The sequence below is a fragment of the Frankia sp. CeRuru1 genome (assembly GCF_977966315.1).
This window is the reverse complement of sequence record NZ_CDWWEW010000123.1, coordinates 1-13,070: the sequence shown is the minus strand read 5'-3', so window position 1 is coordinate 13,070 and position 13,070 is coordinate 1. Positions and strand designations below refer to the sequence as shown.

The following is a 13,070-nucleotide window of genomic DNA, read 5'->3' as shown; positions in this document are numbered from 1 at the left end:
CGAGCAACCGGTACTCACCGCCAACGACTTTTTCCGAGTGGCCACCGACCACCTTCTGGAACCAGTGCGCGACCTGGTCGAGCAAATCTATGAACCAGTACCAGATGGGTATCTCGACCACGGCTGTTACACCACGTGCCGTCGCTGTCTCACGCTGTTGACTCCCCTCGCAGACGGCGGGTGGTGGTGCGAGCGCGATCAGTGCCGCAAGCAGGGCACGCCTGTGCCCGGTCCTGCTCTGGTAGCACAGGAAACCGGCCAGCTGCACCAACTCGCCCGTCCCCTGCGTCAGTTCGTCACCGGGCCGGGCCGAGCCGAACTCGATCTGGAGGCGGGGTTGCGGTCACTGAGGTTGCAGGTCGAGATGTGGCCCGGCTTCGACGCATATGACCTGCGGATCACCTTCCCCGACGGGCATGTTTGGGCCGTCGACGTCAAGGACTGGGCGAATCCTGCCCTTCTCGGCCGCGAAGCGGCACCGGTCCGCCCTGAACCGCCGTACGACGAGGCATTCTGGGTCGTGCCACGCCACCGAGTCGATGCCCGCCCCGGCTACCTGGCCGTCTATCGGCGAAACCGGCCAGAGGCCGCACGCCGCCTTCCGCTTCTTACGGACCGTGAATTACTGAAAGCCGCCAAACGTAGGTTGCGTGACGCGACGCACGGGCTCATTTCTGAGAAAGGAATTGCCGATGCGTGACCGAGCGGCGTGGTATGGCAAGACGGTCAAGGACCTCTCGCACGTATGGCCGGCAGACCTCACCGTCATCAGACCTTCGGTACTCTGCCAGGTCGAACTCGGGCTGCGACTGCTGGAACGCCTTGCCCCGGATCAGCCAGCCGAAGGTGCCTGGTCCCTGCTCGGGGGTTACCCATTTGCCCGCGCCATGGGACTCATTACCGACGCCGCCGACGAACAGTTGCTGAGCTGCGCCCGGCATCTGCTCTGGACGATGCGCCGGCGGCGCACGTGGCACCAGAGCCTCGAAGCATATCGGCAGGTCCCCGAGCACCTCCGCGGCTACCGCCTCCCGCTCGACGGGGGCCCTGCTCGGCGCCTCGAACCTACCGCCGCAGGGGACCGCTTCTCGACGTATGACAACGCGCTGGAAAATCTCCCCGCCTTTGCGCTACGTCCGCTGACGCTGGCAGGGCCAGGATCACACCGCTTCACTGACCGGCGCCGGCGAACATCCGTCACCATCCCAGAACAGCTATGTCCTCCCACAACCATCGCCGGCCACAACCTCATGACTGCATCCGCCAGCAACGGTGGCCCGCTGGACATCCCGCTCGCGGAACTCGCCGACACCGCCCAATGGATGGACGAGACCGAGCGGCAGCTTGGTGGACGGTCCCAGGGAGATTGGGCGCAACGTCTGAGCGACCTGCAACTCGACCGCCGGACCGACGACGGCACGCGTTTCAAGGAAGCGAAAGTACTGCACCTTGATCGGTTGCTGCACCTCGTCGGTATGGTCGGCGCCGGCAAGAGCACCCTCATGATCATAATCGCGGTGTGGGCTGCTCGGCGCAGGTTGCGGACCACCCTCGTGGTCGGCGATGTGGCCGAACAGCTCACCCTCGTAACGCTGTTTCGGGAGCTACTGGGCCAGGATGCCGCTGCCCCCGTGCTCGGCTCCACGACTCGCGAACGCAACGTGCAGCGGCTCCACCGCCGGCTCGCGGCCAAAGGCCTTCCCTCGCTGCTCCACCACGACGACCCGGGCTTCGATGACCTGAGTACCGCGTGCGCCATCGATGCCCTGCGAGGCACTGAAGCAGCCGAACCGTTGCGCTACGCCGACGCCCCATGTAGCGACCTACACTCGACCCCTGCGCCGCCTACTGTCACGGCGGTGGATTCCGGCGCCATCGAATTGCCGGGCCGCTACCGGGACCGCAACCGGGACCGCTCGCGTCCGTCCCATCTCGGTGAGGACGATGACCAAGGACCCGCCCTTGGCTGTCCCCTTTGGTACGCCTGCCCTAGGCATAGCGCAGCGCAGGCCTTGGTAGACGCGTGGATCTGGGTAGCCAATCCAGCCAGCCTGGTACAGAGTCCCGTTCCACACCATCTCAACGACGAACGACTGCGTCACCTGGAACTCGCATGCCTGCGCAGCGATATTATCGTCGTGGACGAGGTCGACCGGGTACAGATGAACCTGGACGAGATGTTCGCTCCGTCAGCCACCTTGGTCCTCAAGGGACCCGAATCGTGGCTCGACCACCTCCACACCCACAAGATCGCGGAGCTGGCCCGCGAGGGTCGCCTGCAGCTGTCCGAACCCGACGTCGCCCGGTGGACCGTCTCTCTCAGCATCGTCAGCAGCGCCACCAACCGTCTATACGAGATGCTGATCAGCGATCCAGACCTGCGCAAATGGTCTGAAATCGAGTACTTCAGCGCGTGGACTCTACAGGAGAAGCTTCTCTCCGACTGGTATCCAACCCTCGAATCGCTCGCCAAACGAGCAGCCGGACTCCCGGATGCCACCGCCGACGAGACCGACGCCTACGAGGACGAGGGGGACACCGACACCGACACTCCCACAGGGCCACAGGCAGCACCGTGGACCCAGCGCCGGAACGAGGTCACCAGAATCCTCGACGTCTTCCGTGACGACCCTCTCGGAGACAACACACCCTACGGCTCCGACACCGACCTCCTCGTCGCCGCCACACATGACCTACTTCATACACTTAATGAGCGGGGCACGCGCACCAGAGTGCGCGCCGTCCTCGATCGGCTCCTCGCCGACTCCCCGGCGGCCCGCGGGGAACTACCACCGCCCAAGGCCCCACGTGGTCAATGTGAACCTGACCCGGCTGACGTCCACGGCAGCGAACCGTGGTACGAGCGGACCACCAGGCGTTTGGAGTTCACCCTGCTGCTCGCCGCCCTGCACCAACGCCTCGACCGGCTCACTTTTCTCTGGCCCCGGGTGGAAGCCGCCCTCCATCTGGACTCTACCGGCAATGAACTCTCCCGTCGGCCACCGCTCGACTACGCACCGATCGTTCCCGAAGCCCCCATGGGAAACGTATTGGGTTTCCAGTATCTCCCAGACGAGGATGGAGAAGACCGCGACTCGGACGGCCGATGCTCCGGAACGCTACGCTTCTTCCGATGCGCCGGCGTCGGTCGCGAACTGCTCCTTTCCCTACCCGACCTAGGATCCGACCCCGCCAATGGTCGATCCGGCCCGCATGTGATCCTGATGTCCGGAACCAGCTGGGCTGGCGCCTCCACCCGTTCCCATGTCCTCGCTCCAGTCGGCGCGGTCCTCAAACCGAACCCCAAGGCGCTGAAAGCGATCCGCCGCACAGTGTTCACCACGCTCTTCCTCTATGATGACGAAGGTCAGCCGATCAGCCTCTCGGGGCAGGATCTCGACGTACGTCCGGCCATGCTGCGCCTCATGGTCACTCGTCTCGGCAAACGAACGCGAGGACTACCCAGCCTCCTCGAACAGGAGCTTTCTCGGATCGACGACGAAGACCGCCGACGGGCACTGCTTCTGGTCGCTAACTACCGGGAGGCAGCGATCGCTGCGGACCGACTGGAGGGGATCGACCGATGGCGCGGCCGGGTCAGGGTACTCGTCGCGGACGACGCCGAACTCCATCAGGCCATCCGAGGCGACGGCGCCGAAGCAGACCGCCCTCAGCGTGCCTCGACCGTCCGGCGGGGAGATCTAGCGTCCTTCGCTGACGACAAGGAAGCAGAGCTCCTGGTCGCACCCCTGATGGCCATCGAGCGAGGCCACAACATCCTCAACAGCCAACGCAAGGCAGCCTTCGGCACGGTCCTTTTTCTCGCCCGACCGCACCCACGCCCGGACGATCTCTCCCTCTCGATCTTGGCCATCAACGACTGGGCGTCCCGCTTCGTCCGTAACATGCCCCGCGAGCACCTCGGGAGCGAACCAAACCGCTACCGGACGTTCGACGAGCTGGCCACCAAGGCGGGCGACCTGGACAAAGCCGGGCTCGCGTTCCGACACGCGGCACGGGAGGAGTGGCGGCGCCTGTTGTCCCGTCGCTACATGTACTCACGGCTCAAACCGGCTGAGAAGACGTCGTTCGCCTGGGACCAGTTGGTCACGATCTGGCAGGTGATCGGTCGGCTGGTGCGCGGCGGCGTTCCTGCCCGGGTCGTTTTCGTCGACGCCAAGTTCGCACCTCGCACTGCTGCCGCGCAGGCACCTGCAGCAACACCCGAAGCGAAGGCACGCCAGGACACCCCCGCCTCCAGTCTGCTCGCCGGGCTACGGGCGGTTCTGGCCCCCTATCTCAGCGACGATCCAGATCCTGCGGATTTTACCGATCCAGCCGATCCCGAACTTGTGAAACTGCTCTACCAGCCGTTGTACGACGCCCTCTGCGGCCTGGCCGCCAGCCCAGTCCACTGAGTTCGGCCCCTCCAGCCACACCGATCCCGCCAGGAGCCCGCCATGGGATTCGAATACTCCATCATCCGCCGAGCCGCCTACCACCCCGCACCCGGCGGTCCACCACTCATCACTCGGTACAGGGCCTTGCCTTTCCCCGAACAGTGGCGCGACAGTCTGCTGGACCTGTGTAACGCCACACGCACCGAGGACCAAGAGCCGTTCCGAACGGTCCCTACCTATCGCATGGATGCTGTCCTTCAGACCCTCGCCCCCGACTTGATCGTACGCGGGCGGGGCGGCGAATCAACCGACGGCTCTGAGGACTTCTGGCTATACGCCCCAGCGGACGAGGCGCACCCTCTGCCCGGCGACACTCTCCAACGGCTGATCACCGTCTGGCTTCAGGACCTCCGCGGCGAACCCGAGCACCGTGCTCTGCTCACACGCACCCTCGACGAGCTGAAGGCAACACCTCCCACATGGGAAGACGTCAAGGTGGACCTGCTCGGTTGCTGCTGCACGGTGGGCGGCACGGCAGCCCCAGCTGCCCGCCAATTCCAGCTTGCCACCGACTACCTCGCCCGCCGCATTGTGAACCTCGAACCTTACGACACCGGAGCTGAAACTCTCACCTTTCGCGCGGTGCCACGCGGACCTCGCCAGCAAGGCGCGGAGCTCATGTCCCAGCCGATACCGCACGAGGACAAAGACGGAGTATGGTGGTTCTCCGTCGTCCTCAACATCTCTCTCCACACCGTTCCGTTCTCCCCGCTGCCGCGCCTGCACCTACATGCCAGCATCCGCCGCTGGGCCACCCGGCCCCAGGCCTCGGCCAGCCGCATCCGTCTCCCTTTCGGGCGTGACACCTCCGTCTACCTGCTGCCGACCGTGCCCTGGCTGCCCGGCGCTCCCCGCAGCCGCCGCTTTGCGGTTGCCCGGCTCGCTTGGGACCGCGACCAGCAGGCGTATGACTGGCGCGGACGCGGACCGGCCGGCATCCTGCGCCGGCTCACCCTCAACGAGGCTTTTCCCGAGCCACACGACCTCCTCACCCACCCGGCGGCCTGGATCGGGGACGGACCTGGCGTCCGCGCCGCGATCGTGTACAGCACCCACATGGGAGAGCACGGTGTCGGCCCGGGGTTCATGTCGCACCAGAGATCGCAAATCACGGCCTGGGCCGAGCAAGCATTGCCGGACGGCCTCGTCCGGGCGGCCGACCTGCGTCGCAGTTGGGTGGCACCGAACACCGCGGCCAATGCCCGTACCAAACCCCAAGGTCAGGAAGCAAGGAGTGCCGAGGAAGCTCGCGCCGCTCATGCCCGGCGTACCGCGTTGGCGCACGCGCAGGAGGCCTATGCGGAACGCATCCCTGCGAACGGCGGCACCGCAGCCGATGGCCACGCCGTCGCCAGCCTCGAAGTCCGCTTGCTGTGGCAGACCGAAGAGATGCGCGACACCATGGTCGGGGCGCTCGCAGCAACGCTCGGACTAGCCGGAGATGGCGGAGCGGCGGCCCTCGCGCCCGATGCCTATGAGAACGCCAGACCCGGTAGCCCTGCGCTCCTCACCTGGCGCACTCCGGAACTAACCGTGCGTCTGCGTTGCCTCAAGCTCATCGGCGGCCTCGCCGAGCCGCTCGGGATCGACCCGAAGGCACGGCCCAAACTCCCAGCGCTCTCCAACGCCATCAACACGCGTCGCTCCGCCATGGCCGCGTTCCTCCAAGCCGACAGCGCCGAACCCGCCCGGCCATCCCTCGCCCTCGTCGAGATCAACCGTAGGGCAGACTTCCCCACACCGCGCGATGACCCCAAGTTCGCCCTACGTCTCGGCTGCGCGGACGCCGGAGTCATCACCCAGTTCGCCGCCCTGCCCAAGACCGCCAGCCTTCGTAAGAACGCTGCCCACCGTGCTCGCTCAGCCTGGCAGGACGGCTTGCGACAGCTCGGAGTGCGTGTCCTACCGCAGCACACACTCGGAGGGCAACTGCCCGCCGACCTGCAGTACGCGGCCATATGGATGGTCAAGCGCCGCGGGGACAGCCGCACCGGACTGCCCCGCCACGTACCCGTCGCGGTTCTCGTCCAGCCGAACCCACAACACATCGGCGAAGCCCGCATCCGCGGCTGGGACCCCAAGGCCGACAACGGAGTCGGCGCTTGGATCCCCTACCCAGATTTCCTGTTGCGCCTGACCGCCCTCGCAGAGATACCGGCCACTCAATCCGAACCGGAGCCAGCGGATGCACCGTCCACGGTCCCTGGGCAGCGGTCAGCCGACGGTGACGCCACACCTCGGCGGGCGACCTACCGCGTCTGGCGGCAGACCATGGAAGAACAGCGCCGGAATACGGCTCGCTACCTCCAGAGAATGCTGCGGTCAACCGATCTGCGCGGCCGACCGACTATCCTTATGGCGCACTCTCAGAACAGCCGATCGCACTGGCCATGGCTGCAAGATGGCAAGACAGTAATTGATCAGATTCGCACAGGCCATGCTCCGGCTGCCAGGCTCACACCGGGACTGAGGCTGATCCGTATCCGCAGCGCCAGCGGGCGAGAGACGCCACAATGGTGGGGATTGGGCAGCCCGACAGGAATTAACGGCCTATCGGCTGGTCTGTGGACCGAACTCATCGACGAGCCGGATGCAGGCGAGCCGCGACCAACCGCAGCTCGGGTCTTCTACAGCACCACTGAAAAGGCAAGTACCTTCAAATCCTCTGCTGTCGAGGCCGACAAACTCGCCCCCCGTCCCCTGCGCGCCGGACCGCGCAGGGGGCAACCCACAATTGATACCGGCGTCCCCGCATGGAACCCTACCCTCGTCGAGATTACGGTCCTCGGCTGCCACCCAGACGAGCGCGACGACCCGCACGCGCTGGCGCTCGCTGCCCACCAGCTTCGGCAAGCGCCCGACTACCTGGACGCGCTTTCCCTCCCGCTGCCACTACACCTCGCCGGCTTGGCCCAAGAGTACGTGCTCCCCACTCTTGCGGACGATCCCGGGGATGACGAAGGAACCACCTCTGCCGACCCAGCAGATGCGATTGAGGACATTGAGGGTATCTTCGGCGTTCCCGCCGCGGCCGAGGACGAGTCCGCCGACCCGGACCCCGACCAGGCATACGCATCCGGCCTCGCTCAGGCGCCGGAGCTGGAAGGCGACCTCGTCTTGTTCGGCAGCTGAGACCGCGTGGGGATGGCCCAGCTGCTGCGGGGTTTGCCTCCTGCAGCAGCCTTATCGCCAACCCGGTAGGGTGCGACGCCCGTAGAGGGCGAGGTGTGCCTGCCGGAGGAGGGATCTCGTCGAGCGGCACGGCGAAGTCGGCGCCATTGGTTCGCGTACCGTGAAGGGCGACCGCCGTGTTCGGACCGATCGTCCGGCAGACTGCGTACCGCCTCGGCTTGACCCGCAGGCGCCAGCGGCTCCGGCGAGGGCTATAGGTGCCGCAGCAGTCCCTGTTCCCGAGGGCCTCTCCGGGTCCCTTCCGGCGGCTTGCAGATCCGAGGCGAAGCGGGAGAACTCGGCGATGGCGGGTCGCAGCAGGCCGGCGACGCGATGGAGCGCCTCGCTGCGTCTCCGGGGCGCCGCGCCGTCGTCCGCGCACTCGCTCCGTCGGAGGCCGCGACATCGGCGGCCGAGGCCTGCGCCTCGCGGGCCGCCATCGCGGAGTTGGCCGGTGCGGCCCGTCGTCGACCGTGGTCAGCTGCTACGTCATGCAGCGCGCCCCTGGAGGGACGACGTGCTTGCCGGCGTTGTGATCTGGCAGGCGAAAACGCGTCCACTGGTCAGGCTGTCTCCGTGGCCTGCACGAGGATGCTCTCCCACGTCTTCGCGACCTTGAGCGTCGTTTCGGGGACGAAGACGTACCGCCACTGGCCCATCGTTCCCTGGTCTGTAACCAGCCGGGACCACGCCTCCGCCGCGGCACGTCTGGTCTGCACGGCGCCTATCTCGACGTCGCGGTCCGCCTTGACCTCGACGAGGAAGTTCACCCCGTTGGCGCCTCGGACGTAGAAGTCCGGGGAGTACCGACCGGCGTCGGTGTGGATGACCAGCTCGCCCCGCTGGATTCGCGCCCACAGCTCGACCTTGTCGTCCTCGTCGAGCAGGTTCGCCAGCGTCCGTTCCGGGGTGCTGTCGAACCAGTTGAGGTGGTGCAGCGCCTTGGCCCACCCGGAGTAAGCGGCCTGCGGGCTGAATTTCCCGAACCGGTTGGGCTCCTCGGGGCGGGAGCTGGTGCGGACCGGGGCGAACGGAACGTCGGTGACGAACGCTCGGATCTGGGCCGGGGCCGCCTTGTAGTGCTTGTCGAGCAGCAGGACGACAGCCCTGAGTGTGGCGTTCACGTGGGCGGCGAGTCGCTCCTCCCCGCCCGCGCCGTCGATGAGGGCCTTGGCGAGCCTCCGGCCCGCGTTGACTGACGCCGAGTTCACCGTGACATACGGGCGATCCAGGATCGTGTTCTGGATCGCGGACAGGAGCCCGCCGAGTGGCAGTTCCGGGATGGATGCCTCGATGACGTCGCTGGCCTGCTGGGGTACCAGCCGGTACCCGCTGTCAGCGGTCGGGTCGGCGAGCACCGTGAGCACTTTGCGGTTCAGCGCTGTTCCACCGACGAGGGCGAGCTGGGCGCCGAGCTTATGGAACTGGGAGTCAGGCAAGTCGGACAGAGAGAAGGTCCGCGCGATGATCCTCCTGTCGACCTGGGGGATGCGCACCGCGGCGTCCCAGCGCGGACCGATCTGGGACGTCAGGGCGTCGGCCTGGCGACCGGCGTCTTCGACCCGGTCGTCCAGCAGGACCGTCTTCAGATCAGGGCCTCGTGCGGCCTCGGGCCCGACGGCGTAAGCGTCGCCGCCGACGTTCTCCGAGGACGCCCCGCCTGGCGCTTCGCCGTCATGGTCCCCCTGGTCTGCGGGGACTGTGGCCTGTGATCCTTCCTGCGCGGTCCCTGGGGAGGCGGTTTCCTCGGCAGGAGCAGCCGGTGCGCCATCGCCCGAGCCGCCAGAGGTCGCCGCTGGCGACTGTGATCCTGACGTCGAGTCGGCAGCCCCCGGCCGCTTCTGGTCGGGTGCCGGGCGGGGCTTCGGGACCGCCCGCTCGGCAACCAGACCCTCCAGGAGGACTCCCGCCCTGGACAGAAGCACCTCGTAGCGTTCGTGGCTGAGGACTTCGACGGTGTCCAGGAGTTCGATGTCGGTGTAGGTGCCCCAGGGTAGACGCAGCCCTCGGCCGAGCGTCTGCTCGGTGAGGACGTCCGAGATCGACGGGCGCAGGGAGCAGATCACGAAGATGTTCTTGACGTCCCAGCCCTCTTTGAGCATCGACACGCTGACGATCACCCGGACCGGGCTGTCGGGCTCCTCGACGGCTTCCAGCCGGGCGAGCGCGTCGTCTGGCGCGTCCGAGTGGACGACCAGGACGCGCTGCTCGTAGTCGGACTCGAACAGGCCCGGCTTGCGCAGCACCTCGGCGACCCGGTTCGCGTTGTCGATCGTGTCCGCGACGACGAACATGACCGCGTTCACCGGCCGCGCATCGGTCGCGTCCGTGTACAGGTCGGCCGCCCGCTGCTTGGCGCGCAGCAGCTGCACGCCGTCGCGCAGCCGGGTCTCGACGTCGTCCCGGTCGTCGCGGCGGCCGACGAGAACCGGCGTCTTGACGTACCACTCGGCGATCGCCCTGGCCAGCGGATACCGGTAGATGACCTTGTCGAGATCGGAGCGGTCCGGAGTGGCAGTCAGGCCGATCACGGCGGCGGCGTCCAGGTCGCGGATCGCGTTGGAGAACGACCGGGCCTTCTCCGCGTAGACGTGATGCTCGTCGGAGATGACGACCAAGTCGCTCTGGACACGCAGGTACTCGTACAGCGTGTCGCCCAGCCACTCCTGGAACTTGCGGGTCCGGCGCGCGGTCTTCTCCCCGGGCCGGATGAGCTGCTGGACGTTGAACACGAACAGCACGACCTGGTCGGGGGCGTCAAGGGCACTCGCGACGGCACCGGTGTTGAACGTCTCGGCCGTCACGACCAGCGGCTTCGCATCCATACCGCCGAGAACGCTCTTGGGATGACCCTCGGTGAAGTTCGCGACGGTCTTGTTCAGGATCGTCCTGCCCGGGGTGACGATCAGGAAGTGACGGACGCCGGCGACGGCAAGGTAGTCGATGATCGCGGCGGCGAGATAGGTCTTGCCGACGGCGGTGGCTAGGTCGCAGACGACCTCGAAGGGTTCACCGCCAGCGTCGTCGAAGCGCTCGGCGACCCGGGTGAGGGCCTCCCTGTTCGGGACTCGCAGGTCGAGGCGCGCGGCGACGTCCTCCACGGCGCCCAGGTCCAGGGGTATCGCCGGGTGCGCGCTCATGCGGCCCCCCGAGTTCCGAGGCGGACAGCCATCGATGGTCTGCGGCCTGTGCGGGCCAGATCGCGGGGCACCTTGCGCGCCTTCGACCCGGGGCATTTCTGGCGCAGGTATTCCTCCACGCCGGGCTCCAGCGCCTGGGCGACCACCAGCAGGCTCTCCCTGCCGGCGAGATGGCCGATCAGGTAGTCGACGATGTCGGCGGTGAGCATGCCGTCGATCGCGGTCAGACGGGAATTGCCGCGGCGGCCGGCGAACGGCGGGTCGACTTCGGGGTCGTAGCCGAGCTGCGCGCACACCGCCTCGGCGAGCCGGCCGTTGGTCGCCCAGTCGGCGAGGACGACGATGTCGTCGATGGTGGTGAACAGCGACGGCGCGACGGCGAGTTGTCGGAAGCCGCCGCCGCCGGCCCAGAGCACCTCTCTCTTGGTCCGGTCGAGATCGCGAAGCGTGCTCAGCAGTTTCTTGGTCGTGTCCTTGTCCAGCCCGGTCACGCCGTCGATCAGCCCTGCCTTGGCGAGTGCGTCGAGCGTCCGCGCGGCCTCTCGGGCCGCACCCGGAAGCACCCCTTCAGGCAGGCTTTCCCCGGTCGGGGTCTCCTCCGAGGTGACGCCGCCCGGGTCCTGGTTGTTGACGACCTTCTCAAGCCTTGGAAGCGTGAACCTCGCCACCGTCTCGGACGACACCTCGACAGCGACCCATCGCCGCCCCATCTTGTGTGCTACGGCGGCCGTCGTCCCGGACCCTGCGTAGCAGTCCACCACGATGTCGCCGGGGTTAGAGCCGATCTGGATGATGCGCTGAAGGAGCCGTTCGGGCTTTGGAGTGGCGAAGGGTGTTTCGTCGGGAAAAGCAGGTTGATCTCGTGCTTCGCGGACCGCGAGTGGCCGACGTCCGCGTGGAGCCAGAGCGTCTGCGGCGCCCGGGTTGAGCTGATCTCGTCGAGATACCGCTTCAGCTTCAGGCCGCCGTCACCACCCTTGGTGAAGTACAGGCGTGGCCAGCTGCCCTCGGCGTGCCGCGCGCGGACCACTTTCTCGGCCTTCGTGAGGCCCATGTCGACCATCAGGGCCGGGACGCCTTTGCGGAGTGCGGAGATCGGGACGCCGCAGATGAGGGCGCGCCGGGCGTCGTCGTCCAGCAGCTGGCGCCGGTAGGGAACGCCCCACTCCTCGACCATCGCCTGCATCGCGTCCTGGTTCTGGCCCCAGCAGCGCCCCTTGGCGGGATACACCAGCTCTCCGGTGAACGGCGACTGGATGGCGTAGACCCAGGTCTGGTTGCGGTGGGCACTCGGAGCCGCCGGGTCGCCGGAGACCCACGGACGCGGGTCGCCGTCGGCGGACCTATACAGGGCGTCGCGGGACGCGAGGCGATCCCAGCGGTTGCCCCGCCAACCCGGCATCTTCGAGTAGACGAGAATGTAGTCCTGATCAGTAGAGAACGCTGGCGCGTCATTTCTTGGTGAGTACGCCTTCTGCCAGACGACCGTGGCCACGAAGTTCTCCGCGCCGAACACCTCGTCGAGCACACAGCGTGCCCGGTGCGCCTCCGCGTCGTCGAGATGCACCCAGACCGAGCCGTCGCGAGCCAGTAGCCGGCGAATCTGGACCAGCCGGTCGCGCAGCATCGTCAGCCATACCGAGTGCTCGACCGCGTCGTCGTAGTGGGTGAACGCCTGCCCGGTGTTGAACGGCGGGTCGATGTAGACCAGCTTGACCTTGCCGAGGTAGCGCTCCGCGTATCCGGGGACCGAGGCCAGTGAGGTCAGCGCGTGCAGGGCGTCCCCATGGATGCGCAGGTTGTCGTCAGGGGTCTCGCCGACCTCGGCGACCGTGTCGAGTAGGCGCACCTCGGAGACCCGCCAGTCCGCAGGGTCGACCCACTCGTAGGTGTCCTCGCCGTGGGAGAGCAGTCGGAGGTCCTTGTTTGCCCAGGTGAGCTCCAGCCGGTTGCGTCCTTGAGCACCCACCGACGACCCGTCCTCCCCCGCTGCCCAGCCGCCATGCGCCGCAATGTCCATGCGTGCCGTGATCGTCCCGCTGCGGGGACGTATGGGGATGTTACTGATGGAAGTGATGATGTTGGCGGCTTGCCCAGGCATGGCCGGGCGCCCTGCCATCTCATGAATCCGATGGCGAGCGGCCCGGACTGACCGGGACCAGTTAGAGGGCTGGTCGGAGACGGCCCGGCCTCCCGGGGGGCGGACGTACTCCGCCCCGCAAACATTTAGCCGGTGAGCTGAGGGTGTTGGTTCGTGGCATGGCGTGATGGCCGGTGGGCGCGGTACGCCTCTGGCCGG

The 13,070-nt window shown here is 67.2% G+C and carries 6 protein-coding genes; 3 read left to right on the top strand and 3 right to left on the bottom strand.

The features are described 5' to 3' along the window. The 3 genes from AC08OP_RS11180 to AC08OP_RS11170 form a co-directional block, all read left to right on the top strand. The coding region (locus tag AC08OP_RS11180; RefSeq protein WP_476614129.1) for a restriction endonuclease-related protein at nucleotides 1-700 on the top strand (700 nt) is incomplete at its 5' end. Continuing rightward, entirely contained in the window at nucleotides 693-4,418 is a 3,726-nt protein-coding gene (locus AC08OP_RS11175) for a pPIWI_RE_Z domain-containing protein (RefSeq protein WP_476614128.1), read from the top strand. The genes AC08OP_RS11180 and AC08OP_RS11175, both read left to right, overlap by 8 nt. Nucleotides 4,419-4,460: 42 nt before the next feature. Further along, on the top strand, nucleotides 4,461-7,592 hold the full coding sequence (locus AC08OP_RS11170; protein ID WP_476614127.1) for a pPIWI_RE module domain-containing protein: 3,132 nt from the start codon (nucleotides 4,461-4,463) through the stop codon (nucleotides 7,590-7,592). A 602-nt stretch (nucleotides 7,593-8,194) separates the two neighbouring features. Here the strand turns inward: AC08OP_RS11170 and AC08OP_RS11165 are convergent. From AC08OP_RS11165 to AC08OP_RS11155, 3 genes are read right to left on the bottom strand one after another with little or no spacing between them, the layout of a single operon-like run. Further along, on the bottom strand, nucleotides 8,195-10,771 hold the full coding sequence (locus AC08OP_RS11165; protein ID WP_476614126.1) for a DEAD/DEAH box helicase family protein: 2,577 nt from the start codon (nucleotides 10,769-10,771) through the stop codon (nucleotides 8,195-8,197). After that, nucleotides 10,768-11,556, bottom strand: a complete 789-nt coding sequence (locus AC08OP_RS11160) for a DNA methyltransferase (protein WP_476614130.1) — start codon at nucleotides 11,554-11,556, stop codon at nucleotides 10,768-10,770. The genes AC08OP_RS11165 and AC08OP_RS11160 overlap by 4 nt, the downstream gene beginning before the upstream one ends. Further along, on the bottom strand, nucleotides 11,490-12,872 hold the full coding sequence (locus AC08OP_RS11155; RefSeq protein ID WP_476614125.1) for a site-specific DNA-methyltransferase: 1,383 nt from the start codon (nucleotides 12,870-12,872) through the stop codon (nucleotides 11,490-11,492). The genes AC08OP_RS11160 and AC08OP_RS11155 overlap by 67 nt, the downstream gene beginning before the upstream one ends. Nucleotides 12,873-13,070: the final 198 nt, after the last annotated feature.

Bases quoted from the DNA above. Each gene is read 5' to 3' on its own strand.
- AC08OP_RS11175 (WP_476614128.1), top strand. From the start codon at position 693: ATGCGTGACCGAGCGGCGTGGTATGGCAAGACGGTCAAGGACCTCTCG.
- AC08OP_RS11170 (WP_476614127.1), top strand. From the start codon at position 4,461: ATGGGATTCGAATACTCCATCATCCGCCGAGCCGCCTACCACCCCGCA.
- AC08OP_RS11165 (WP_476614126.1), bottom strand. From the start codon at position 10,771: ATGAGCGCGCACCCGGCGATACCCCTGGACCTGGGCGCCGTGGAGGAC.
- AC08OP_RS11155 (WP_476614125.1), bottom strand. From the start codon at position 12,872: ATGCCTGGGCAAGCCGCCAACATCATCACTTCCATCAGTAACATCCCC.